The organism is Mariniflexile maritimum, assembly GCF_009746565.1.
GTDB classification, from domain to species: Bacteria; Bacteroidota; Bacteroidia; order Flavobacteriales; family Flavobacteriaceae; genus Mariniflexile; species Mariniflexile maritimum.
Window position 1 is genome coordinate 137,406 of sequence record NZ_WRPN01000002.1, and the last position, 24,455, is coordinate 161,860.

Sequence of the window (24,455 nt, forward strand, 5' to 3'; positions counted from 1 at the left end):
TACAATAATCAAATAACCTTTTGTTCCCGCAAAAGGGTGTCCAAACTATTGGCAACATCAAAACAGTGGCTTACTTTCGATACTTCATTGCAATATCTTAACTCGGTTCGGTGTATTTTACAGTCAAATTGTGTTAAGTCCACTTTTTTAAAGGCCTTATTTATTCTTACACATTCCTTATAAAGGCTTTCTATGGTCTTTAATTCGCTTGGTTCTATACCGTTTTTCAACAAATATCCCTTCAGATAATTCTCGATGGCAAATTGCGAGTTCTTGCATACCAAAAAAGATACAATATCCTCTTCAGGCTTGTACAGTTCCTGGTTTGCCTGATTTAGTTTCTGTGCTGCTTTTACTAATAATTTATTGGCTCTATCTTCCATGACAGCTTCATTTTTATTTGATTTTTAAGTTTTAAATTGAGGATTCCAAAACTAATTTGGAATCCCCAATTTGTTTTAATGGTTTTAAAAGAAGATTTTACATATCTCTGTAAAGTTCTAAACGTTCCCATTTAGAATGTACTTCGTCTTGAGCTTGATTTAGTAGTTCGGTACCCAATTCGGCATTTTCCTTAACAACTCTGGTAAAACGTGCTTCGTTGTACATAAAGTCGCTTAAAGGAATACTTGGTGCTTTAGAATCTAAACTAAATCGTTTCCCTTTTGGTTTAGAAGGATCGAACCTAAACAGTGGCCAATAGCCAGAATCGATGGCTTTTTCTTGTTGGGAAACGGCGTGTTTCAATTCATAACCGTGTTCCCCACAATGGGCATACGCAATAATTAATGAAGGCCCTGGGTAGGCTGCTGCTTCTTGAATGGCCTTTAAGGATTGCATGTCTTTGGCACCCATGGCAATTTGGGCAACATATACATTTCCATAAGAAATTGCCTGTAATGCCATGCTTTTCTTGCTGGTTTTTTTACCGCCAATGGTAAATTTAGCACTGGCCCCAAGAGGTGTCGATTTGGAGGCTTGTCCACCTGTGTTTGAATAAACTTCGGTATCCATTACCAAAATATTAATGTCTTCACCGGTCGATAAAACGTGGTCCACACCACCGTAGCCAATATCATAGGCCCAACCGTCGCCCCCAAATATCCAAACCGCTTTTTTGCGCAGATATTCGGTTAATTGGTTTAATTTAAGGGCATCTTCACTATTGATGATTTCCAGGGTTTTTTTAAGTTCCAAAATATCGGCATGTTTTTTTGCTTTTTCAGCTTCCGTTTCTTCCGGATTGTTTAAAATGGCCTCTACAATTTCACTGCCTACCAACAACTCTAACGATTTTAACAAATCTACCGCGATTTCTTGTTTCTTGGTAAGTGCCAATTTCATGCCCAGACCAAATTCGGCATTATCTTCAAACAGTGAATTTGCCCAAGCTGGCCCTCTACCAAATTCGTTGGTTTTGTAAGGCGTTGTTGGCAAGTTTCCACCATAAATTGAGGAACATCCTGTGGCATTGGCAATTAAGATACTGTCGCCGTACAATTGGGAAATCATTTTTATATAAGGTGTTTCGCCACATCCTGAACAAGCGCCAGAGAACTCAAACAACGGTTCAAGGAATTGCGAGCCTTTTAAGTTGGTGGTTTGCAATGCTGTTCTATCGTAATACGGTAAGGAAAGGAAGTGGTCCCAATTTACATTTTCTTGAGCATCAACCTCAATTTTTTTGTGCATGTTAATAGCTTTGAAGTTGTCTTTTTCTTTAGAAACCGCTGGACAAACTACCACGCACAAATCGCATCCTGTACAATCTTCGGGCGACACTTGTAAAACATACGATTCGTTTTCTTTTGAAAAAGGCCTGCCAATTGCTGGTACGCTTTTTAACGATGTTGGGAAACTAGCTAAATCTTCGTTATTGACAACTTTCGAGCGAATGGCTGCATGCGGACAAATAGCGACACATTTGTTGCATTGGGTACATAAATTTTCGTCGTCCCAAACCGGTATAAAATCGGCAATACCGCTTTTTTCGTATTGTGAGGTTCCGGTGGGGAAGGTGCCATCAACAGAAAACGCACTTACAGGAAGCTCATCGCCAAAGCCAGCTAAAATTTTCTCCAACACATCGGTAACAAAGCCATCTGGGGCATTTCTCATGGCCGATGCTAATTGTTTTTCGCTTGAGATTACTTTTGGATAATCAACTTGGAACAAATTTTCTAAGGCCTTATCAACCGCATTGAAGTTCATTTTCACCACGCGTTCCCCTTTGTGTGAATACGATTTTACAATGGCATCCTTAATTTTTTGGATGGCCTCTTCGCGTGGTAAAATTCCAGAAATGGCGAAGAAACAGGTTTGCAGTACGGTGTTGGCGCGCTTACCTAGTTTTGCGTCGTGGGCCACTTGGGTTGCATCGATTACATAAAACTTGATTTCCTTTTTAATGATGCCTTTTTGGATTTGAATGGGCAGTTTGTCCCAAATTTCATCCTTGGAATAAGGCGAGTTCAATAAGAAGGTGCCGCCGCGTTTTAAATCGGCAATCATATCGAATTTTTCAATAAAATTAAATTTATGACTGGCGATAAAATCTGCTTTATCAACCAAATAGGTTGAATGGATTGGGTTTGGACCAAAACGCAAATGCGAGATGGTTTGTGCGCCCGCTTTTTTTGAATCGTAAACAAAGTATCCTTGCACGTAATTATCGGTGGTTTCACCAATAATTTTGATGGAATTTTTGTTTGCGCCCACAGTTCCGTCTGATCCCAAACCATAAAACATACAGTTAATGGTAGTGGTTTTGGTTTCGAACGAAGGATCGTAGTATAAACTTGTAAAAGTGACATCATCATTAATGCCGATAGTGAAATGGTTTTTAGGTTTTTTGTTCAATAATTCGTCATAAATACCTTTAACCATGGCGGGTGTAAATTCTTTTGAAGATAAACCGTAACGACCTCCAACCACGGTTGGCATTTCCCTGTTGCTTTCAACAAGTGCGCTTACAATATCCAGGTAGAGTGGGTCGCCAATACTTCCGGGTTCTTTTGTTCTGTCCATAACCGCTATTTTGGTAACGGTTTTTGGTAGTGCATCAACAAAGGCAGCGATTGAAAATGGTTTGAACAAGCGAACAAAAATAGCGCCTACTTTTTCGCCATCGGCCAACATAACATCCAACGCTTCTTTTACGGGGCCTTCGGCAGAACCCATAATAATGATAACGCGTTCTGCTTCTGGGTGGCCTATATAATCAAACAAATTATATCTGCGGCCAGTTTGTTTATAGAACTCGTCCATGGTTTCTTGAACCATAGCCGGTACTTTTTGATAAAACGGATTACAGGCTTCTCTGGCTTGAAAGAATACATCTGGGTTTTGGGTAGTTCCTCTTACCACAGGATTATCAGGGTCTAAGGCCCTTTTTCTGTGTGCCATCACTTTATCCTCTGGCATCATTGCTTTAATGACACGGTCTGGAATACCATCGATTTTAGAAATTTCGTGCGAGGTTCTAAACCCATCGAAAATATTTAAAAATGGTACTCTTGTTTTTAAAGTTGCTACTTGCGAAATCAATGCAAAATCATGTGCTTCTTGTACCGAGCCACCAAATAACATGGAGAACCCTGTTTGGCGGCAGGCCATCACATCGGAGTGATCCCCAAAAATAGACAGGGCGTGCGTTGCAACCGTTCTTGCGGCCACGTGTATAACGCAGGGCAATAATTCGCCAGCTATTTTATACATATTAGGAATCATTAACAACAACCCCTGTGATGCCGTAAAAGTAGTAGTTAGCGCCCCGGCCTGTAAAGAACCATGAACAGCACCTGCAGCACCACCTTCACTTTGCATTTCAACAATTCGGGGAATGTTTTCCCAAATATTTTTTTTCCCTTTTGAACTAAAAAGTTCTGCATGCTCCCCCATTGGCGAAGAAGGCGTAATGGGGTAAATAGCACAAACCTCGTTGGTTTTGTGTGCTATTCGGGCCACGGCCTCATTGGCGTCGCAAATTAGTTTCTCAAATTCTTTTTCCATAATAAATATGTTAAATTATAATTCACGTATTAATAATTAGTGAATGTGAAATTATAAACAATCCCGCGCTTATTCTATGACTTTTGTTAGTTAATGAAATTAAATAAAGCGTTTTAACACTCGGTATTTTTTTGAAATGAAGTGGTAGCGCAGATGCAGGTTAATAATTGGGCAGACGCCCTAAAATGAAGCTAAGGGCAAGCCTACGGTGGCACTTGTTAATTTGTTTTGTTGAAACGTGGCAGATGCCTAATAAAAACAGTGTTTCAAAAACGAAGCTTCCCTTTTTGTTTATTGATGCGGATAAAAAAAGGAACTATCCGAATAGTTCTCAAATAGTTCCTTTTAAAAAAGTTGGTTAGTATTTTTTATTCACCATGCAACCACGCTTTCTTTTCAAGTAAAGCAGCCTCGGTTTCAATATGGTTTTCATCGATAATACAACAATCTACTGGACAAACCGAAGCGCATTGTGGCTCGTCGTGGAACCCTTTACATTCCGTACATTTATCGGGAACAATAAAATAAAATTCATCTGAAATGGGGTCGTTTTGCGCATCGGCATCCACTTCGCCACCGCTAGGGAGTTTCACGGTGCCGCTTAATGCAGTTTCATCGGCATAAGCCCACTCTTGTGCTGGTTCGTAAATTGCGTTATTTGGACACTCTGAAATGCAGGCATCACAGTTAATACATTCGTCTGTTATAATAATGGCCATAATCTTTATTTTTTATTTAGTGAAGTAAAAGTAATTTCCATTTTGGAAATTAAACATGACTTTTGTCACGTTTGCCCCATAAAATGAAAAAAGTTATGGAATTAGGCGCGATTCGGCAAAAGAAACCAGCACTATAAAACCAGTTTTTTCGATGTTCTATTCCACTAAAAAAAAGCTAAACCTCCTTTTCGGTAAATGGCATATTGGGATTGCAAATTTCTAAAATTAGCTGTTTTAATTCTATGGAAAAACTGTTTAGGGTTTCTGTGGTAATAAGACTCTCTTTTTTTGCGCCGTTGCCCGATTTGTCTTTTTTCGTAAACTTTAAAAAGCCGGCACTTAAATTTTTAAAAGAAACAATACCCGCTTCAACAGGCAGTTTTATTTGGCCCGAAGCGTGCATCATGTAGGCATAGGTAAGCACTTGAAAACTCTTGCTGTACTTGTTGTAGTTGGTTGTAATGTCTTCCCAATTTACAATTTCCACTAGGTTTTGGTCCACGCGCCCGGTTTTGTAATCGATAATGCGGGTTATGCCATTGTATGTGTCAACCCTATCGACCTTTCCAACCAAGGTTACCGGAAAGTTTAATTCTGGAATTTGAATATGTACTTTCAATTCTGCCTCAATATCCATTATTTTTATTTGGTTTCCGGCTTTTAAATCGGCTATTTCCAAATCTAAAAAATTGGATACATACCTTTTGGCGATTTCAAAAATGATGAGGTTTTTGCCTTTGGTAATATCGCCTTCTTTATATTCATTTTTAAAATGGGCGGTAACTTTGGTGTCAATTTCAGTTTTTAGTTTTTTAATGGTGTCAATGGTTAAATAAGTATTTTTTAGGGGTTTGTAAAAATCTTCTAGGGTGTTGTGCACCACGGTTCCTAAGGTATTGGCAGCAACGGTTTCCTCAATAATGTCATGTTCCTGGATTTTTAATACTTTTTGGTAATAAAAATCGATAGGGTTTCGAATGTAGGCTGTGAGCGATGATGGTGAAAATCCTTTTTCCGCAAGTTTAATAAGTTCGTTTTGAAGGTTTTCTGTTTTTTCAATACTAAGGGGCGTTGCCACTATGCCGGGTACTACAGGAACTACGATTTGATGGTTTATATGATGAAAATTTTCAATTTCAAGTTGGGTGATAAACCTGCTTTTTTCGCCACCCGTTAGCACATCGGCCTCGGTATTGTATAAAATATGCACTTGTTTTGCACGTTGTAGCAAATGGTAAAAGTGGTAAGTGTAAACAGCATCTTTTTCTTTGTAGGTTGGTAAATTGTTTTCTAGTTTCACATCAAAAGGGATGAATGAATTGTTGCTTTTCCCTGATGGCAAAATCCCTTCATTGACCGAAGCAATGATAACGGTTTCAAAGTCTAAAACCCGCGATTCCAACATGCCCATAATTTGCAGACCTTGCAACGGTTCGCCCTGAAAGTCGAGTGTTTCGCTGCTTAACAATTCTTTGTAAATACTATATAGGGTTGAAATATCCTTAATATGGCCATACTCGGAATTTAAACACGATAGCTCATTGAACAATTCGTTGAACCTAAAAAGATATTCTAAAGAAAGTAAATGGCTTGTTTTGTGTTCTATTAAACTATTTTTTATGGCGATGATTAAGTTGGTACAATTTTTTAATGCCGATGCAATGGATGTATCCCAATTTGAAAATAACAAGGAAATGGAATGCTGAGGCCTTTCAGCTATTTGGTTCAAACGCGCCACCGAAACAAATATGATGTTGTTGTTTTCTATGGTTTCAATAATTTTTGAAGCATAATCAACCCCATCAACAACCAAAAGAGGCCTGATAAATTGATGCGATACAATGTTTACCACATCTTTATAATAAAACGTATTTGTAGGGGTTTTGTGCAAATGGAACAAGGCTTCAAACAGCGACGCAAGCGGAATGGACTTTAAGGGAAACCCCATGGTAATATTTAAGGCATCGCATTTTTCTGGAAGCGAATTAAGTATGGGTATCAATAGGTTTTCATCGCCCAAAACAATGGCCGTATTCTGTAATGTTTGGTTTTGTTCTTGTAATTTTTTCAATAAGGAACCTATGTATTTTGCTTGCCCAATATTTTTAGGGATTCCGTAAATATTTATTTGTTTTTTTTCTGCTGAATAGTGGTTAGTTGTCCATTGAAACGGGTGATTTTTAAAATAGGGCCATGTAAACTTATGGTGTTTGGCAAATAGTGCGGCACCGTGGTTTTCGTTATTAAAAAAAATGGCATCAATATCCCAGTAAATGTTCGCTAAATTGCTTTGAAGCAGTTTTTGGATGATAATTTCCTCACAGGTATTTAAAGCGTTAAAGCCTAAAAAAACATGCTGTTTATGGGGGTTATTTTGAATATATGCTTCTAAATTTTCAACAGCTTCTCTATAAATCAAGCCTTGGTATCCTAGTTTTTTGCTTTTTAGCAATTTGGTAAAATGGGTGTAGTATTGCGGTAAGGTTTTCCAAAAAGCGAGGTATTTTTTAACAAATTCGGTTTGATTAATTTCGGCGGCCCAATGTTTTAAGTCCTGAATGTCGCTTAAATAATTAAATATATTTATTTGGGGGATGCGGTACCTGTCAATTTCATTAAAATCTTGAAGTAATATCTGTGCCCATTTTGAAAATACATCAAAGCTATCTGGCTCGCTGTTTTTGGTTACGAAGGTGTAAGTGTTGTAAAATTGAAAAAGCAGTTCGGTGTTTGAAACGGTTTTGAGCTCCGATAAATCTTCAACAAACTCTTCAATACTGATAATTTGGGGCGAAAACATGGTTACACCGCTTACGTTACTAAGTTGGTGTTTTAAAAAAAGGCCCGCACGTTTGCTGGGTAATACAAAGGTAAGTTCGGATAGATTTGCATGGTTGTTTTGCAAGTCTTTTAGAACATCAAAAATAAATGTAGCCATGGTATAAAAATAAAAAACGCTTCGGATTTCCGAAGCGTTTTAAACTTATTTATTTAAAATTAACCAGCTTAATTATTTAGCTAAGTTAATTTCAACACGTCTGTTGTTAGCTCTACCTTTGCTAGTGTTGTTGGTGTCTATTGGTTTAGACTCACCGTAACCCATTGAAGATAATCTGAAAGCATCAATACCATTATCAATTAAGTATTTTTTAACAGCATCAGCTCTAGCAGACGATAATTCTTGATTTAATTTATCGCTACCTACACTATCAGTATGGCCTTCAACTGTGAATTTAGAGTTAGGATACTCATTAAGAATTTTAATGATATCACCTAAAACAGTTGCAGATTGCTTTTTGATAGTTGATTTACCAGTATCAAATAAAATGGTTTTAGCATAAGCATTTAAAGATTTTTGAACCTCATCAGATACTTCTGGGCAACCATTGTTTGCAACAGTACCTTTTACAGAAGGACATTTATCGTCTTTGTCTAATACACCGTCACCATCGGTATCTGGCCAAGGACAACCTTTGTTTGCAGCAGGACCAGCAGTGTTAGGACATTTATCATCAGCATCAGTTACACCATCGCCGTCAGCATCTGGACAACCAGCTAAAGCTTTTAAACCAGCAACGGTTGGACATTTGTCATCTTTATCAGCAACACCGTCGCCGTCTGTATCAGGACATCCGTTTAGTTCAGCTAAACCAGCTTCGTTTGGACAAGAGTCTTTGCTATCTTCAATACCATCGCCATCTGTGTCAGGGCATCCGTTGAATGCAGCGATACCTTTCACGTCTGGACAAGCATCATCTTTGTCGAAAATGCCATCACCATCTGTATCAGTACCACCAAATTTGATAGAGATACCAGCAGTATGTTGGAAATGTGTATCTAAATAATCTTCAAACGCATGTTTGTAAGAAGTTTGTAATGTTAAACCAATGTTGTCGTTAAACCAAATGTTTAAACCTACTGTACCGTTTAAAGTACCAGCACCAATTTCATCAATCCAAGTGTAACCACCACCTACACCTAAATAAGGGTCGATAGTTGTTCCTTCTAAAAAGTTGTATTTAATGGTTCCATCAACACCGTAGTAAGATAAATCACCAACGCCTGTTGTTCCGTTCCAGTTATCAATTTTATTTAAAGAACCTGCTACTCCAAAAGAGAAACCGCTATTCAAATATTTAGACACGGAAATAGATGATAATGAAGGTAAGATGTTCCAGTGATCGCTCACGTTAAAGAAATCAGAAAAAATACCACCTACTTCATCTGTTGGGTAATTGTCAACCGCGTTTGTGGCAATAGTAATTTGCCATGGGTTGTTCTTGTCTTGCGCATTAGCGTTGCTATAACCAAGTACAAGCAACATAGCGAACAATAATCTGCTAAGATTTTTCATATTCAAAAGTTTAATTTTTAAGTGTTAATTGTAAACAAAAGTAAGTTGTTAAATTTTATTAACAAAGACAAATATATAAAAAAATTGAATATTTCGTTGTTTCATCAGTATTTCAGAATGATTTTACATAATTTCAGTAAAATTTTATATAATATCCATCAATTTATCAACTTACGTCGATGCTAGAAACGCATCATTCTCACATATTCTATTGTGTTAGCGCACTTTTTTACACGTATTCTCGTATTTTTTTTCGGGCTTTATACGAATTAGGAAGCCAAAAAACATAAAAACCTTCTTTCAAAAACTACGCGATGGGGATTGGGGTTGTTGGGCAATTGCCGTTTGGTCACCGTTCTTTTACCAAAACAGCTTCATTTATATACACAAGCATTTTTTTTGTAACGCGAATGTTCATATCCAAAAGCACATCTTGGTACGATTGAAGCTGTTGTTCATGGTTCCTGTCTTGCATACCCGTTTTATAGTCAATAATAACCGCTTCATTGTTGGTTACAAAAACCACTCTGTCGGGTCTTAAAATAAGGCCTTCTTTTGAAATGATGTCCCGTTCATTATAAACCGTTAGGTTTTCGTGGTAATACATGCAAAGCGCTGGGTGGGTAACAATTTGTGTAACTATTTCCGTTAGCTTTTTGGCTTGATCGGTAGTAATGATGGCGTTGGCCAGATAATCGGTTATTGCAAGTTCAACATCGTTTTTGGTGATTATTTTTGCCATGATATTATGGATGAGATTTCCTTTTTCAAGCGCTTCTTCTTTACTGGTATCCCATAGCATCGCCGATTTGGTAACCACCTTTATATTATGGCTTTCTTTTGAAGTGGAAATAAATTCTGTTTGAACCGTAGGTTCCGTGGAAGCTTTTTTTGGTGCATTGGGTCGTTTTTGGCTTCCGAAGGTGTAGGTGGTTTGCAAATCGTTCCACATCCCTAAGTGTTTAAGATAATTTATTAATAAACCTGAATATTTTTTGAAGGTTACGGTGCCATTTGAAGCCGTTTCGGTTGATGAAATGATGTAAAGCTGTTCAACGGCACGTGTGAGCACTACATATAATAGGTTGATATTGTCCAGTTCTTGTTCCGATTTGTGCGTGTTGAAAATTTCAAGGCCCGCAGCGCCAAAATGTTCAAAATCCTTATTAAAATCCAATAAAGTATGCGAAAACCCATTATATACCTCTTTATTTATAGGAAACCATTCCTTGGCCTCCATTTTTTTGTAGATGTCCAAATCGGCATACGGGAAAATAACCACCGGAAACTCCAAGCCTTTCGATTTGTGGATGGTCATTATTTGAACGGCATCTTGCCCAATGGGCGATACAATGCTTAAACTGTCTTTTTTCTTATCAAAATAATCTAAAAAACCGGCAATGTCCGAGCCTTTTTTTTGCGAAAAATCTAAAACAACATCTAAATAAAATTGCACGTAGGCATTCGATTTTTCAACCAAACAAAAACTTCTTACAATGGTTTCGGACAAATCAAATAAGGGCAATTGTAATAATTGATGCATATTTACCTGGATTCCAAACGCTTCAAAACTTTTAAATAGTTGCGGTGCTGTTAGGTTTATATGGCTGCTGAAAAAATCGTGCTTGTTTTCAACATTAAATTTTGAGGCCAAAAAACTTAAAACCGCTATTTTAATTTCATTGTTTTTTGGCTGAATTAACAACGCTAAAACCTGGGTTACAAACACCACTTCGGGTGCGTTGCAAAGAAGCAGGGTTTCAGAAGAAATAATAGGAATGTTGTTCTGGTTTAAGTAATTGGCAATGGCAACGCCTTCCTTTTTTTTGCGAACCAACACGCATATTTCTTGAAGCGAAATACCATTTTCTTTACATTGATGAATGGTATCGAGAACCGACTTGCAGAACGCGGCATCCCTATCGTCCTCTTTTTCTATATTCAAAAAGGATATTTCAACGTAGCCCTTTTCGGTTTTGCTAATGGTTTGAGGCGCATTTTCATAAAGGTTTTTGTAGGCATCTTTTCCAAAAACTTGGGAGGCGATAAAGTGAAAGAAGCCATTGTTAAAAGTTACAACTTCTTGAAAGCTTCTAAAGTTAGCTTCTAAATTTTCAACAGTGGCTTCCAAAGCGGGGAAAGGGCTCGATTTTTTGTTAAACAAATCGATAAACTGTTCGGCCTTACCACCGCGCCACCGGTAAATAGCTTGTTTTGCATCGCCTACTAGCATGCTGCTCCCGTTTTCAGAAGCAAGGGAATTATCCAACAAGGGTATTAAATTTTCCCATTGCATCTGTGATGTGTCTTGAAACTCATCAATAAAATAATGCTTGAATTTTTCGCCTAGGCGTTCGTATATAAAAGGCGTGGGCTGATTTTTTATTTGGTTGCTAATAATGCTGTTGAATTCTGAAATAAGCATTTTGTTTTGCTCCATTTTCAGGCTTTGCAATTCGTTGTTAATGGCGTTTAAAACCGAAAGTGGCGTGGTATTTTTGTAAATAGCTTTTAAAAGTTTAAGATGGAAAACGGCCTGCATGGTTAAGTTGAAAGCCGATGCTATTTGTGGTTGCAACTGTTCGATTGTTGCAGCAATTTGAGGCGATACGCGTTTTGGGTACAATGTGCTGTTTTCTAGGTCTTCTTGCCATTTGTTGCCAAAAGTGACCTCAAAATTTTTCTCGGCTAATTTATTGAAGTGTTTTGGTAAATAGCCTGAAGAAAAATCGTTGAACTCCAATTGGGCTTCTTTAAATAAGTTCAATATGTTTTGCGCGGTTTCAACAATATGGTTTTCCAGCGCCGCCATCTCTTTTTTTAGTTGGGTTTTTAGTGCTTTAAAATCGTTTAAGGTCTTATCCTTTAAGGTGTTAATGTATGGAATATCGTTTTCATTGGTAAGCAGTTTCGCGATTTTGTTAAAATCGAAAGCAACATCCCAACTCTTATCGTCGTCGGCTTTTTCAATAGCAAAATCTACCAATACTTTTGTTAAGGCAGCATCGGTTCCTGCTTTGGCTATTAGGCTGTCCACGGCTTCGGTTAATAAGGCGTCTTGGTCCAATTCCACTTCAAAATTTAAAGGCAAGCGCAAATCGTGGGCAAAGGTTCGTATTATTTTATGTGTAAAACCATCAATGGTAGAAATATCAAAGGCAGCATAATTATGTAAAATGGTGTTCAATAAAATGCCCGATTTCTTATGTGCTTCCTCAGGAGTTATGTTTAATTCGGCACAAATGGTTTCAAACATCGGGTCTTGTTGTACCAAAATAGCCTTATCGGAAAAACTTTTGAGCATCTTGATTATGCGCTCTTTCATTTCGGCCACTGCCTTATTGGTAAAGGTTATGGCCAGAATGCGCTTAAACTGTTCCGTATTGTTGGATTGAAGCAGAATTTTAAGGTAGGCCTTTACCAGCGTAAAGGTTTTTCCGCTACCAGCAGAAGCATTATAGATTGTAAAAGAGGGCGATTTAAGCATATAATTAAAAATTTCGCATACAAGATAAAAACTATTGATGGCTTGATAACTATTAATTATTTTTAATTGAGGGCATTTATGCGTAAATTTGAAAAACAAATAAATACTAATATATAAAAAACAAAGAATTATGGCTTTTGAATTACCGAAATTAGGATATGCTTATGATGCCTTAGAGCCTCATATCGACGCGCGCACCATGGAAATACATCATACAAAACACCACCAAGGTTATACCAATAATTTGAATACAGCTATAGAAGGAACCGATTTAGACGGAAAATCCATTGAAGCGATTCTTAAAAACCTGGACATGAACAACGCCGCTGTTAGAAATAATGGTGGAGGATTTTACAACCATTCCTTATTTTGGAACGTAATGAACCCTGAAGGGAAAGGACGGCTTTCGGGCGATTTAAAAGATGCTATTGAAGCGGCTTTTGGCTCGGTTGATGCTTTTAAAGAGGCGTTTAGTAAAGCAGCCGCCACACGTTTTGGCTCTGGTTGGGCTTGGTTGTGCGTGCACAAAGGCGGAAAGGTAGAAGTTTGCTCGTCGCCAAACCAAGATAACCCGTTAATGCCGGGAGTTGGTTGCGGTGGCACGCCCATTTTGGGTCTTGATGTATGGGAACATGCATATTACTTGCACTACCAAAACCGTCGTCCGGATTATATCAGCGCATTTTTTAATGTGATAAACTGGAACGAAGTTGAAAAACGCTATGCTGAAGCGAAATAATACGGTTTAGCTTTTTAATAACAAATCGTCCGGTTTTCCCTGGGCGATTTTTTTTTGGCAAATCCGAAAAGTTTTTTAAATGAAAAAGGTGAACTCTCGTTCACCTTTTTGCCCCAAATCTACCATAAACTTAACCTACTTATGTTATGGTGGAACAAATATATGTTGATTGAAAGCTTGTGAAAAATATTTTAGCCAAACGGCTTATATTTTGGCTTAAGCGGATTTTATGGATTAAAAGCGTGTGAAAACAATATTTTTTTGCACTTTAGTTAGCCTTATAAGACAAAACACAGCCATAGGATCCTATAAAATTTTCTTTCGGTATTTTAAAATAGATAGGAGCTTTAATGTGGGCTTATTCTATTTTTTCTAAATCTAAAATAACTTGAGCTATTTGGACTTTTAATCTTGGAATATCATTAATGGCAGTATCCCATACATTCCCTAGATCTACCCCAAAGTATTCGTGCGAAATAAAATTACGCATGCCCCTCATTTCATTCCATTGTATATCAGGATATTTAGATTTTAAAGCATTTGAAATATGATTTGAAGCTTCACCAATAATTTCAAAATTTCTAATCATGGCATCTTGCTCAATCCATTTACTTTCAAAATTGGATAATCTTTGAAGTATTACGGTTAATTTGATAATTTTATCTATGCAATCCTGAATATGGTTTAATCTAAACAAATCTTGGTTAATGGCCATAAATTATTTTTAAATCATTAAAAATATGAGGTTTAAGTTTAGGGTGCACATATTTTTCCGAAACTAAATCAACTTTTATTTTTAAGTTTTGCTCCAAATCATTCTTAATTTTAATTAATTTAAACAAGCCAATAGCCTCCTCAAAAGAATACAAAATATCAATATCACTTTCATCTGTATTATCACCACGAGAAAATGAGCCAAAAACGCCAATTTTACTTGGTTTAAATGGCTTTAAGGTGTTGATAATGATGTCTATTTGTTGTTGAGTAATCATAAAACAAATTTATGAAAATTTTAATTAGAATGTAGGTGCGGAAAGAATAAAACAAAAAATCCTAAAGCGTTCACTTTAGGATTTTTTTGGTGGGCAATGAGGGATTCGAACCCCCGACCCTCTCGGTGTAAACGAGATGCTCTGAACCAGCTGAGCTAATTGCCCTTTAATAGTGCTGATCACTATCGGGATGCAAATATAGGTTAGATTTTTAATCTGCAAAAACTTTTTCAATAAAAAATCAAATTATTTCGGCAACTACAAAGGTGCTGCCACCAATGAAAACAAAATCGTTAACCGAAGCGTTCTTTAAAGCACTTTTATAAGCTTCATTAACAGATGCATAGGCCTTTCCGTTCAATCCATAACCGTTTAAAACCTGTTTCAGTTCCTGTGCATCCATGCCGCGTGGGATATTAGGTTTGCAAAAATAATAGGTTGCTTTTTTGGGCAATATATCTATTATTGCCGTTAAATCCTTATCATTTACAACCCCAAAAACAATATGGAGCACTTCGAACACTTCGCTTGAAAGTTGCTTTATTACATAGTTTAACCCTTCTTTATTATGGCCCGTGTCGCAAACTACTTTGGGGTTTAGCTGCAAGGTTTGCCAACGCCCCATGAGGCCTGTGTTTTTTACAACATGTAATAAACCTTCTTTAAGGTTGTGCTTTGATATATTAAAACCTTTTTTTTGTAATTCCTTAACAGCTTGCTGCACCGTAACGATGTTTTTTGATTGGTATATTCCTACTAAATCGGATATATGGTTTTCTGTTTTTTGTTGGTCTGCAAACACAATTTTAGACTTGTTTTTTTTTGCTAAACCTTTAAAAACAGCCGTGGTTTCTTTTTGGGTTTCACCAATAACCACGGGAATATTCGGTTTTATAATGCCTCCTTTTTCAAAAGCAATTAGCTCTAAGGTATCTCCCAAAAACTGTGTATGGTCCAATCCTATATTCGTTATCACAGAAACTTCGGGCGTTATAATATTGGTTGAGTCAAACCGTCCGCCCATGCCAACCTCTATAACAGCGATATCAACTTGTTGCTTCGAGAAATAATCGAATGCCATGCCAACGGTCATTTCAAAAAAAGACAAGGAATTATTTTCAAAAAAAGGCTTATTTCGCTTTATAAAACCTGTTACGAATGGTTTGCCAACCACCTTGCCATTAATTTTTATCCGCTCTCTAAAATCTTTTAAATGCGGCGACGTATATAAGCCCACTTTGTAGCCAGCTTCCTGTAAAATAGAGGCGATCATGTGGCTTGTGGAGCCCTTTCCATTCGTGCCAGCGACATGAATGGATTTGAATTTTTTTTCGGGATGGTTTAGATGTTCGGCTAATTTTAAAGTATTTGATAAATCTTTCCGAAACGCCGATGCCCCTTGGCGTTGATACATGGGCAGTTGTGAAAACATCCAATTGAGGGTATCTTGGTACGTCATTTTTATTGCCCTAATTGGAAATTCACTTTTACAAATCCTATTTGTTTTGTAGGTGCATTTGGGTCTGGAGCCCATTTGTGCGATAATGCAATTTTCTTTGCGGGTTCTAATAAACATGCTGCGGTATTGGTGGTACCTTTTGCTCCAGGCTCAGCCTCAATAACGTTCCCGTTTCTGTTTACTACAATGCGTACGATAACCAAACCAGATTCGTTACAGTCTTGTTTAAGAGTGCTGTAAGTTGCTTTTCCTCTGCCGTTAAGTCCGTAACCAACCCCACCATTTCCAGAGCCACCAGAACCAAAATAACTGGGTGCATACGGGTCGCCATCCAGTTGCCCTTTGTCGCCCGCTTTGTTATCGTTGCCTTCACCGCCTTTTGCCGTACCATCCGATTTGCTAACGCCGCCAATTAAGGCATCCAGTTTTTTCTTTTTCTCAGCCAGTTCTCGCTGTTCCTTGGCGAGCCTATCGGCTTCTGCCTTGGCTTTGGCATCGGCAATGGCTTTTGCTTTGGTTTCGGCGGCTTTTTGTTTTTTTATGGCTATTTCTTCTGCATTTTCGGTCGTTAATACGTCTTCTTTACTTTCGGCTGCCTTGGCTGGTTCTGCTTTTGTGGGTTGTACTTCAGCAGGTTTGTTGATGTTTACAGGTTCCGATTTTATGGGTTTTAAGGGTTGTACATCGCCTTGGCCAAATTCAGTGGTGCCAAAATTTACCGCCACGCCAAATTCTTCTGGCGGATCCATATAGGTCTTGCCCATAACAAAAAGCAACATAACCAAAATAACAGTTATTAAGGCTGTTAGTTTGGCCGAATCTCTTTCATGTTTGGTTTCCAAATACTTCATGGCAAGTTGAGGGTTTTTATTTAAAACCGAATAAAATCGAGCTGGTTTCCGCGAAAGCGAGCTAATTGGGCTTTACTGCTAAAATGACTTTAAACTTATTTCGGTTGGCAATATCCATTACCTTTACGACGTTTTCAACAGGCACCGATTTTTCGGCCCTTAACACAATGGTTGGTTTGTCTTGGGTGGCTAGAGCTGCTAATAATTCATTTTCCAGAACACTTTCGCCCACGCGCTTTTGGTCGATATAATATGTTAAATCGGCTTTAATGCTAACAGCAATCGATTTCTTGTTCTCGGTTTTGCCGCTGGCTTTTGGGAGCAAAATATCTATGGCGTTTGTGGTGACCAAGGTTGATGCCAACATGAAAAAAATGAGCAACAGGAACACAATATCTGTCATGGAAGCCATACTGAATTCTGGCGTTATTTTATTTCTTCCTTTTAAGTTCATTTTTAGATAGGTTCATTTAAATGATCTAAAAACTCCAACGAGTTGGCTTCCATTTGATATACGACCTTATCGGTTTTTACCACCAAGTGGTTGTATGCCATATAGGCCACAATACCAACTATTAAACCTGCAACGGTAGTGGTCATGGCGGTATATAAACCATCGGCCAAAAGTTTTATATCAATTTGCCCACCAGAATTTGCTATTTCGAATATGGACAAAATCATCCCGATAACCGTACCAAGAAACCCAATCATGGGAGCCGCTCCAGAGATGGTTGCCAAAATGCTTACATTTTTTTCCAGACCATACACTTCCAACCTGCCGGCGTTTTCAATAGCGGTATTAATATCTGCCAACGGTTTTCCAATTCTTGAAATTCCTTTGCCTATTAACCGCGATACAGGCGTATTAACCTGGGCACAAAGTATTTGGGCAGCATCGGTTTTACCATGCGATACATGGTCTTTAATTTGATTCATGAAATTTGAATCTACTTTTGAAGCGGCCTTAATGGCAAACAATCGTTCAAAGTAAATATAAATGGCGCCTACCAGCATTAAAAACAGTACGGCAATAATAACTTGGCCTGCAACGCCACCACTGCTAATTAATTCAATGATAGATAGTGTTTTTTCAACGGGTTGCGCCTCAGTAAGCACCTCTGTGGCTTCTTGTGTTGTTTGTAATAATAAGATATTTAACATAAAATATATATTTCTTGAACTGTATAACGTTTCTTTTTTTATTAAAGTATATTAAAATAGGGTTCTTGTTACCATAAAGGCTGCCGACCCAACCAAGAAACCTATGGTTGCCAACCATGAAATCTTTTTTAGGTACCAGAAAAAATCGATTTTTTCCATACCCATCGCCACAACGCCCGCTGCCGAACCAATAATTAACATACTACCACCTGTTCCTGCAGAAAAAGCTATAAAATGCCAAAGTTCATTATCGGTTGCTTCGTGAAACATTCCTAAACTGGCGGCTACCAAGGGCACATTATCAATAACTGCAGAACCTAGGCCTAATAGCAGCACCACTAAATCGGATACACCTTCGCCCGCATGTATTTCTGTACCTAACATGGGCATAGTGGTTTGAAGCGATTCTGCAAAACCGAACAAGGTCCCCAACGATTCTAAAGCAGCTACGGCCATTAAAATACCTAAAAAGAACAAGATACTTGGCAATTCAATTTTTGATAGGGAATGGTGCACGGGGCTATGATGTGAACTTGTATGGCTTTGTTCAGATTCATTATAATCGGTCATACTAAATTTTGAGGAACTGTACATTTCGGCAAAAATGGCAACAACGCCAAGCGAAAGCATCATGCCAACATACGGCGGTAAGTGTGTTACCATTTTAAAAATAGGCACAAACACGATAGCGCCAAGACCGAGATAAAGCATGGTGCCGCTAAATTTTGATTTCTTTTTTTCCTCTATAACCTCAATTTCCAGATCTCCTTTAAAAATGGGCAAAAAGGAAGCGATGAAAGCAGGCACTGCCATACACAAGAACGAAGGCAAGAACAAGTAGCCCATTAAGTGGCCTGTGGTTACTTTATTTCCAATCCACAACATGGTTGTTGTAACATCGCCAATGGGTGAAAATGCACCACCGGCGTTGGCTGCAATAATGATCAAACCTGCATAATATAAACGAACATCCCTGTCTTTTACAATTTTTTGAAGGATGGAAATCAAAACGATGGTGGCAGTAAGGTTGTCTATAATGGCCGATAAAGAGAATGCCAAAATGGAGAAAATCCATAATATTTTTACTTTGTTTTTTGTTTTTACAAAGTCTTTTATGGTTGAAAACCCATCAAAATAATCAATAATCTCTACAATGGTCATAGCTCCCAAAAGAAACACCAATATTTCGGCCGTTTTACCCAAATGGTGCAGCAAGGTTTCTTCCATTAAGTGTAGTTTTTGCTCGGGTTGGAAATCTCCAAAACCTTCAATTAGGGCATGTTTTGAGGAGTCGAACCAATTTGGGAAGCTTTCTATGCCCAAGGCAATTAAGGCCCAACAAATGGCCATCATTATCAGTGCGGGTATAAGTTTGTCAACTTTTAGATTGTGTTCGAGCGTTATGGCCAAATAGCCCATTACAAATACTAAAATTACTGCTGCTTCCATAAATTATAATTAGGTAGGTTTCATGCGATTTTTAAGGATGTTTCGCTTTTATTGATTTGAATTGGTTTTTACTAATAAAGCAACAAATATAAAAAACTAAAAACTGCCAAAGTTGATTTTATGTTATTTTTTAAGACGGTCGAATTTTCAAGAACGATGGTTCTTAATTTGAAGGAAACGCTTTTTTAGGGAAATACCTTCGTTTTAAGATTTAGAACGCCCAAAAAATACTCGGTTTTATATTCAAAGTCGGTACCTGTTATTTGTTTAGGCTAACAAACCGCCATCTTTTTAACTGTTTTGTTATATATACAAACATTACATGGTTATAGGTTTCTTTATTTTATTGCACACAAAAACACCGTGCTATTGAAAATATATCATTTAAAAGCTATATTTTTGTATAATTCTTATCAAATCAACAATTAATTTAAATAATATGGATTTTAATCTTACCGAGGAGCATGTGATGATACGCGATGCCGCACGCGAATTTGCCCAAACCGAGTTACTACCGGGTGTTATAGAACGTGATGAAAAACAGCATTTTCCCGATAGTTTAGTTAAAAAGATGGGCGACCTGGGTTTTCTTGGGCTTATGGTGGCCCCAGAATACGGAGGCAGTGGTATGGATACCATTTCGTATGTGCTGGTTATGGAAGAATTATCAAAAATTGATGCTTCCGCTTCGGTAATCGTTTCTGTAAACAACTCGTTGGTTTGTTATGGTCTGGAAGCATTTGGTTCGGAAGCCCAAAAACAAAAATATTTAAGCAAATTGGCAACTGGTGAGTTTCTGGGCGCTTTTTGTTTAAGCGAACCCGAAGCCGGTAGCGATGCAACCTCCCAAAAAACCTCGGCCATTGATAAAGGCGACCATTACTTAATTAATGGCACCAAAAACTGGATTACCAACGGTGGTCGTGCCGATGTATATTTAGTAATTGCCCAAACCGATAGGCACAAAGGCTCACATGGCATCAACGCTTTTATTGTTGAAAAAGGCACGGAAGGATTCCACATTGGGCCGAAAGAAAATAAATTGGGCATCCGCGGAAGCGATACCCACACCTTGCAGTTTAATGATGTAAAAGTGCCCAAGGAAAACCGTATAGGTGAAGATGGTTCGGGGTTTCGGTTTGCCATGAGAACCCTTTCTGGTGGGCGTATAGGCATAGCTTCTCAAGCTTTGGGTATCGCCTCTGGAGCGTATGAACTGGCTTTAAAATACGCGAAAGAACGCAAAGCTTTTGGTACCGAAATTTGCAACCACCAAGCCATCGCCTTTAAATTGGCCGATATGTACACCAATATTGAAGCGGCGCGCCATTTGGTTATGAAGGCTGCCTGGGATAAAGACCAAGGAAACAATTATGATGTTTCTAGTGCCATGGCAAAATTGTACGCATCAAAAGTAGCGATGGAACATACCGTTGAAGCGGTTCAGATTCATGGTGGCAACGGTTTTGTAAAAGATTACCATGTAGAACGCTTGATGCGCGACGCCAAAATCACACAAATTTATGAAGGCACTTCCGAAATTCAAAAAATTGTGATTTCCAGGAATTTGATAAGAGGGTAATGTATCCCTAAATTCATAAAAAAGTACCTTAACTTCCCAATACATAAAACTGAGGTGGTGTTTCTAAGTAAATAGCACCTCGGTTTTGTTATGAAACGGCAAAGTTTCCGACTTTATTCAAAATAGATTTATATTTACTGAAAAACACATTTTATGCAAAAAACGTATTACGACCCCGCCGATTTAAAGAAATTTGGAAAAATATCCGACTGGAACGAAGCATTAGGTGCTAAATTTTTCGATTACTACGGAAAGGTTTTTGAAGCAGGCGCGCTTACCGAAAGAGAAAAATCGTTAATAGCTTTGGCGGTGGCACACACCATTCAATGTCCGTATTGCATTGATGCCTATACCGGCGATGGTTTGCAACGTGGCATTACCAAAGAAGAAATGATGGAGGCACTGCATGTGGCCGCGGCTATTCGTGGTGGCGCATCGTTGGTTCATGGTGTGCAAATGATGAACAAGGTAAATAAATTGGACATGTGAATTTGATTTATGGTTTTTGAATTACGAATTGCGATGGTTAAAGTCGTACTTCGTGCCTCGTAAATCGTACCTCATAAATCTAAAATAAAAGCATGATTACATCCCTACATAAACGCGAAAGCGAATTAGCAAATAGCAAACGACAATTAGAAATTTTATCAAACGGCATCTTCAAACAAGGCGAATTGCCCACCTTTAAACAGAAAATATCCGAAACGGGCCAATTTCCTTTAAGGGCAAAAAAATTAGAGATTTTACAAATAAATCTAGGTTACATGTGCAATCAGGTTTGCGAACATTGCCATGTAGATGCAGGTCCCGACCGTAAAGAGATTATGACCCCAGAAACCATGCTGCAATGTTTGGAGGTTATAAAAAGTACGGGGGCACATACGCTCGATTTAACGGGTGGCGCCCCCGAAATGAACCCAAATTTTCGTTGGTTTGTAGATGAAGCTTATAAAGCAGGCATCAAAGATTTTATTGTACGTTCCAATTTAACCATTTTGCAGACCAATAAAAAGTACCATGATTTACCAGGGTTTTTTAAAAAACACAATATCCATGTGGTAAGCTCGATGCCCCATTGGACCCGTGGAAAAACCGATAAGCAGCGTGGTGATGGCGTTTTCGACAAATCCATAAAAGCATTAAAAGAACTTAACGCCATAGGATACGGCATGCCAGATAGCCCATTGCGCTTGGATTTGGTTTACAATCCTTCGGGGGCGTTTTTACCCAGCAATCAAAAATCATTGGAAAAAGACTTTAAAAAAGCATTATTTGACGATTTTAACATTCATTTCCACCATTTATTCGCCATTACAAATTTACCCATTAGCAGGTTTTTGGATTATTTGATTGCTTCCGAAAACTATGAAGATTATATGTGTGCCTTGGTAGAAGCCTACAATCCTTCCGCAGTAAAAAACGTGATGTGCACCAATACCCTTTCGGTAAGTTGGGACGGTTTTCTGTACGATTGCGATTTCAACCAAATGTTGCAGCTGCCCGTTAATAGCAAGGTAAAGCACATTTCTGAATATAACGAACACTTACTGGAAGGCCGCACCATAGTAACCTCGCAACATTGCTATGGGTGTACCGCAGGTGCAGGCAGTAGTTGCCAAGGCACGCTTGCTTAAAAGGAATGGTTCCATGAAAAAAACAGCACTTTACATCGCACTTTTAATAACAACCGTTGGGTTTTCACAACAGTCGTTATCGCAGCTTTTAAAAAAGTACAACACCGGGGCCGTTCCCTATATTTCGGCTGAAGATTTATCACGGCTCGAAAACAACGTTGTTCTTTTAGATGCCAGAGAACCCAAGGAATATAAAGTGAGCCATTTAAAAAACGCGCTGCACGTAGGGTATGATGATTTTGATATCGCTTTGGTAAAAAAACAAGTTCCCAATAAAAAGCAAAAAATAATCGTGTATTGTTCATTGGGTGTTCGCTCGGAAGTTGTTGGCATGAAACTAAAAGCAGCCGGATATACCAATATACAAAACCTATACGGCGGAATTTTTGAATGGAAAAACCAAAACTTTAAGGTCTATGATGCTTCCGAAAAGGAAACGGAAAACATCCACGCTTACTCTAAAAGCTGGAGCAAATGGCTTTTAAAGGGCACAAAGGTTTATAATTAACACAACAAAACGAGGTATGTATGGGACTTTTTAATACCAAGGACACCAATGATGATAACGAGGCCGTTTTCGATTTTCATTTTCCAACTTCCAAAAAAGCCATAATTATTTTTGTGCGAAACCCCGAATTGGGCACCTGCAAAACCCGTTTGGCTAAAACCATAGGCAATGAGGCAGCCTTACATATTTATAAATTCCTGCTTCAGCACACGGCCACGGTTACGGCATCATTAAGTGCCGATAAATATGTGTTTTATTCGGAAAAAATAAAAAAAAACGACCTTTGGGATGATGCGGTGTTTATAAAAAAACTTCAAACCGGTGCCAATTTGGGCGTTCGAATGGAAAATGCTTTCATCGATCTTTTTCAGTTGGGATACCAGAAAGTCGTTATCATAGGCAGCGATTTACTGGATCTTGAACCCAATCACTTAAATCAGGCTTTCGATAAATTAAATGAGTACGATGTGGTTATCGGGCCCGCAAAAGATGGAGGTTATTACCTTTTGGGCCTATCAAAACCAACGGCCTGTTTGTTTCAAAACAAGCCCTGGAGCGAACCCCGTTTATTGGAAGTAACATTGAAGGAATTAAGCCAAAAAAACGTATCTTTCAGCCTGCTTGAGGTATTAAACGACCTTGATACTTTTGAAGATATAAAACACTATCCCCAACTTAAAAAATTCTACACTCAACATGATTAAAGAAATTGAAGAAACTGTAAGCTACCTGCAACATAAAGGATTTGAAAACCCCAAAATTGGCATCATTTTAGGTACAGGCCTCGAACAACTTGTTGAAGAAATAACCATACAGCACGAAGTAAGTTATAACCACATCCCAAATTTCCCAACGGCCACGGTTGAGTTCCACAAGGGAAAATTGATCTACGGCATTTTAGAAGGGAAAAAGGTTGTTGTAATGCAAGGGCGCTTTCACCTATACGAAGGGTACTCGTTGCAAGACGTTACCTACCCCGTTCGAATCATGGAAAAATTGGGCATCAAAACATTACTGGTATCCAATGCTGCCGGTGCCATAAACCTCAACTTTAAAAAAGGGGAACTCATGCTTATTGACGATCACATCAATTTGCAAGGAAGTTCGCCTCTGGCATTTAAAGGCGTTGAGTTTTTGGGCGAACGTTTTACCGATATGAGTGCGCCTTATGATGCCGAAATAAATTCAAAATTCAAAGCCATTGCAAAAAACCACCACATTACCTTGCACCAGGGCGTTTATGCCAGCGTAGTAGGCCCACAATTGGAAACCCGTGCAGAATACCGCATGCTAAAAACCATGGGTGCCGATGCAGTGGGCATGAGTACCGTACCGGAAATTATTGTGGCAAACCACCTAAAACTATGTGTGGCCGCTGTGTCTGTTTTAACTGATGAGTGCGACCCCAACCATTTAAAGCCCGTTGATATCAATGAAATTATTGCCATGGCAAAAAAAGCAGAACCCGATATGATTACGCTCTTTAAAGAATTAATAAAACTGTTGTAA

Annotated in this window: 20 protein-coding genes and 1 tRNA gene; 7 read left to right on the plus strand and 14 right to left on the minus strand. The window is 38.3% G+C overall.

Annotation, left to right across the window (positions count from 1 at the left end):
• Window positions 1-8: 8 nt before the first annotated feature.
• From GQO80_RS03430 to GQO80_RS03455, 6 genes are all read right to left on the minus strand, one after another.
• Window positions 9-383 carry a HEPN domain-containing protein gene (locus tag GQO80_RS03430; RefSeq protein WP_157206933.1) on the minus strand — a complete coding sequence of 125 codons (375 nt, stop codon included), beginning with the start codon at window positions 381-383 and terminating at the stop codon, window positions 9-11.
• Window positions 384-480: 97 nt separating this feature from the next.
• Window positions 481-4,011, minus strand: coding sequence for a pyruvate:ferredoxin (flavodoxin) oxidoreductase (nifJ, locus tag GQO80_RS03435; protein WP_157206934.1), 3,531 nt, complete (start codon window positions 4,009-4,011; stop codon window positions 481-483).
• A 368-nt stretch (window positions 4,012-4,379) separates the two neighbouring features.
• Window positions 4,380-4,730 carry a 4Fe-4S dicluster domain-containing protein gene (locus GQO80_RS03440; RefSeq protein WP_157206935.1) on the minus strand — a complete coding sequence of 117 codons (351 nt, stop codon included), beginning with the start codon at window positions 4,728-4,730 and terminating at the stop codon, window positions 4,380-4,382.
• 175 nt (window positions 4,731-4,905) lie between these two features.
• On the minus strand, window positions 4,906-7,668 hold the full coding sequence (locus GQO80_RS03445; protein ID WP_157206936.1) for a PD-(D/E)XK nuclease family protein: 2,763 nt from the start codon (window positions 7,666-7,668) through the stop codon (window positions 4,906-4,908).
• Between the two features lie 72 nt (window positions 7,669-7,740).
• Window positions 7,741-9,084 (minus strand): OmpA family protein, encoded by a 1,344-nt coding sequence (locus GQO80_RS03450; RefSeq protein ID WP_157206937.1) that lies wholly within the window; start codon window positions 9,082-9,084, stop codon window positions 7,741-7,743.
• 349 nt (window positions 9,085-9,433) lie between these two features.
• Window positions 9,434-12,571, minus strand: a complete 3,138-nt coding sequence (locus tag GQO80_RS03455) for a UvrD-helicase domain-containing protein (RefSeq protein ID WP_157206938.1) — start codon at window positions 12,569-12,571, stop codon at window positions 9,434-9,436.
• A gap of 130 nt (window positions 12,572-12,701) precedes the next feature.
• Here GQO80_RS03455 and GQO80_RS03460 point away from each other — a divergent pair, with 130 nt between their 5' ends.
• Window positions 12,702-13,310: a superoxide dismutase gene (locus tag GQO80_RS03460; RefSeq protein WP_157206939.1), complete on the plus strand. Its 609-nt coding sequence runs from the start codon at window positions 12,702-12,704 to the stop codon at window positions 13,308-13,310.
• 358 nt (window positions 13,311-13,668) lie between these two features.
• Here the strand turns inward: GQO80_RS03460 and GQO80_RS03465 are convergent, their stop codons facing one another.
• The 8 genes from GQO80_RS03465 to nhaD all read right to left on the minus strand — a co-directional run bounded on the left by GQO80_RS03465 (window position 13,669) and on the right by nhaD (window position 19,222).
• Window positions 13,669-14,025, minus strand: a complete 357-nt coding sequence (locus tag GQO80_RS03465) for a HepT-like ribonuclease domain-containing protein (protein ID WP_157206940.1) — start codon at window positions 14,023-14,025, stop codon at window positions 13,669-13,671.
• Entirely contained in the window at window positions 14,015-14,302 is a 288-nt protein-coding gene (locus tag GQO80_RS03470; RefSeq protein WP_157206941.1) for a nucleotidyltransferase family protein, read from the minus strand. Before GQO80_RS03470 ends, GQO80_RS03465 begins: the two co-directional genes overlap by 11 nt.
• An 87-nt stretch (window positions 14,303-14,389) precedes the next feature.
• Window positions 14,390-14,467: transfer RNA gene (locus GQO80_RS03475), tRNA-Val, on the minus strand.
• Between the two features lie 76 nt (window positions 14,468-14,543).
• Window positions 14,544-15,761 (minus strand): bifunctional folylpolyglutamate synthase/dihydrofolate synthase, encoded by a 1,218-nt coding sequence (locus GQO80_RS03480; protein WP_157206942.1) that lies wholly within the window; start codon window positions 15,759-15,761, stop codon window positions 14,544-14,546.
• A 2-nt stretch (window positions 15,762-15,763) separates the two neighbouring features.
• Window positions 15,764-16,612: an energy transducer TonB gene (locus GQO80_RS03485; protein WP_157206943.1), complete on the minus strand. Its 849-nt coding sequence runs from the start codon at window positions 16,610-16,612 to the stop codon at window positions 15,764-15,766.
• Window positions 16,613-16,673: 61 nt separating this feature from the next.
• Window positions 16,674-17,066 (minus strand): ExbD/TolR family protein, encoded by a 393-nt coding sequence (locus GQO80_RS03490; protein WP_157206944.1) that lies wholly within the window; start codon window positions 17,064-17,066, stop codon window positions 16,674-16,676.
• A gap of 2 nt (window positions 17,067-17,068) precedes the next feature.
• Window positions 17,069-17,773, minus strand: coding sequence for a MotA/TolQ/ExbB proton channel family protein (locus GQO80_RS03495; protein ID WP_157206945.1), 705 nt, complete (start codon window positions 17,771-17,773; stop codon window positions 17,069-17,071).
• Between the two features lie 51 nt (window positions 17,774-17,824).
• Complete coding sequence (nhaD, locus tag GQO80_RS03500) at window positions 17,825-19,222, minus strand: sodium:proton antiporter NhaD (protein WP_157206946.1); 1,398 nt, start codon at window positions 19,220-19,222, stop codon at window positions 17,825-17,827.
• 439 nt (window positions 19,223-19,661) lie between these two features.
• Between nhaD and GQO80_RS03505 the strand changes: the two genes are divergently transcribed.
• From GQO80_RS03505 to GQO80_RS03530, 6 genes are all read left to right on the plus strand, one after another.
• Window positions 19,662-20,804: an acyl-CoA dehydrogenase gene (locus GQO80_RS03505; protein ID WP_157206947.1), complete on the plus strand. Its 1,143-nt coding sequence runs from the start codon at window positions 19,662-19,664 to the stop codon at window positions 20,802-20,804.
• Window positions 20,805-20,957: 153 nt separating this feature from the next.
• Window positions 20,958-21,293: an arsenosugar biosynthesis-associated peroxidase-like protein gene (locus GQO80_RS03510; RefSeq protein ID WP_157206948.1), complete on the plus strand. Its 336-nt coding sequence runs from the start codon at window positions 20,958-20,960 to the stop codon at window positions 21,291-21,293.
• Window positions 21,294-21,385: 92 nt separating this feature from the next.
• Window positions 21,386-22,438: an arsenosugar biosynthesis radical SAM (seleno)protein ArsS gene (gene arsS / locus GQO80_RS03515; RefSeq protein ID WP_157206949.1), complete on the plus strand. Its 1,053-nt coding sequence runs from the start codon at window positions 21,386-21,388 to the stop codon at window positions 22,436-22,438.
• Window positions 22,439-22,451: 13 nt separating this feature from the next.
• A complete protein-coding gene (locus GQO80_RS03520) occupies window positions 22,452-22,946 on the plus strand; it encodes a rhodanese-like domain-containing protein (RefSeq protein ID WP_157206950.1) in 495 nt (164 codons plus the stop codon).
• Window positions 22,947-22,966: 20 nt separating this feature from the next.
• Complete coding sequence (locus GQO80_RS03525) at window positions 22,967-23,650, plus strand: TIGR04282 family arsenosugar biosynthesis glycosyltransferase (RefSeq protein ID WP_157206951.1); 684 nt, start codon at window positions 22,967-22,969, stop codon at window positions 23,648-23,650.
• Window positions 23,643-24,455, plus strand: coding sequence for a purine-nucleoside phosphorylase (locus GQO80_RS03530; RefSeq protein ID WP_157206952.1), 813 nt, complete (start codon window positions 23,643-23,645; stop codon window positions 24,453-24,455). The genes GQO80_RS03525 and GQO80_RS03530 overlap by 8 nt, the downstream gene beginning before the upstream one ends.

Excerpts from the sequence above, each read along its gene's own strand:
- GQO80_RS03445 (WP_157206936.1), bottom strand. The coding sequence starts at position 7,668 with ATGGCTACATTTATTTTTGATGTTCTAAAAGACTTGCAAAACAACCAT.
- GQO80_RS03465 (WP_157206940.1), bottom strand. The coding sequence starts at position 14,025 with ATGGCCATTAACCAAGATTTGTTTAGATTAAACCATATTCAGGATTGC.
- GQO80_RS03490 (WP_157206944.1), bottom strand. The coding sequence starts at position 17,066 with ATGAACTTAAAAGGAAGAAATAAAATAACGCCAGAATTCAGTATGGCT.
- GQO80_RS03495 (WP_157206945.1), bottom strand. The coding sequence starts at position 17,773 with ATGTTAAATATCTTATTATTACAAACAACACAAGAAGCCACAGAGGTG.
- GQO80_RS03510 (WP_157206948.1), top strand. The coding sequence starts at position 20,958 with ATGCAAAAAACGTATTACGACCCCGCCGATTTAAAGAAATTTGGAAAA.
- GQO80_RS03520 (WP_157206950.1), top strand. The coding sequence starts at position 22,452 with ATGAAAAAAACAGCACTTTACATCGCACTTTTAATAACAACCGTTGGG.
- GQO80_RS03530 (WP_157206952.1), top strand. The coding sequence starts at position 23,643 with ATGATTAAAGAAATTGAAGAAACTGTAAGCTACCTGCAACATAAAGGA.
- nifJ (WP_157206934.1), bottom strand. The coding sequence starts at position 4,011 with ATGGAAAAAGAATTTGAGAAACTAATTTGCGACGCCAATGAGGCCGTG.
- GQO80_RS03480 (WP_157206942.1), bottom strand. The coding sequence starts at position 15,761 with ATGACGTACCAAGATACCCTCAATTGGATGTTTTCACAACTGCCCATG.
- GQO80_RS03525 (WP_157206951.1), top strand. The coding sequence starts at position 22,967 with ATGGGACTTTTTAATACCAAGGACACCAATGATGATAACGAGGCCGTT.
- GQO80_RS03440 (WP_157206935.1), bottom strand. The coding sequence starts at position 4,730 with ATGGCCATTATTATAACAGACGAATGTATTAACTGTGATGCCTGCATT.
- GQO80_RS03460 (WP_157206939.1), top strand. The coding sequence starts at position 12,702 with ATGGCTTTTGAATTACCGAAATTAGGATATGCTTATGATGCCTTAGAG.
- GQO80_RS03485 (WP_157206943.1), bottom strand. The coding sequence starts at position 16,612 with ATGAAGTATTTGGAAACCAAACATGAAAGAGATTCGGCCAAACTAACA.
- GQO80_RS03470 (WP_157206941.1), bottom strand. The coding sequence starts at position 14,302 with ATGATTACTCAACAACAAATAGACATCATTATCAACACCTTAAAGCCA.
- arsS (WP_157206949.1), top strand. The coding sequence starts at position 21,386 with ATGATTACATCCCTACATAAACGCGAAAGCGAATTAGCAAATAGCAAA.
- nhaD (WP_157206946.1), bottom strand. The coding sequence starts at position 19,222 with ATGGAAGCAGCAGTAATTTTAGTATTTGTAATGGGCTATTTGGCCATA.
- GQO80_RS03430 (WP_157206933.1), bottom strand. The coding sequence starts at position 383 with ATGGAAGATAGAGCCAATAAATTATTAGTAAAAGCAGCACAGAAACTA.
- GQO80_RS03455 (WP_157206938.1), bottom strand. The coding sequence starts at position 12,571 with ATGCTTAAATCGCCCTCTTTTACAATCTATAATGCTTCTGCTGGTAGC.
- GQO80_RS03505 (WP_157206947.1), top strand. The coding sequence starts at position 19,662 with ATGGATTTTAATCTTACCGAGGAGCATGTGATGATACGCGATGCCGCA.
- GQO80_RS03450 (WP_157206937.1), bottom strand. The coding sequence starts at position 9,084 with ATGAAAAATCTTAGCAGATTATTGTTCGCTATGTTGCTTGTACTTGGT.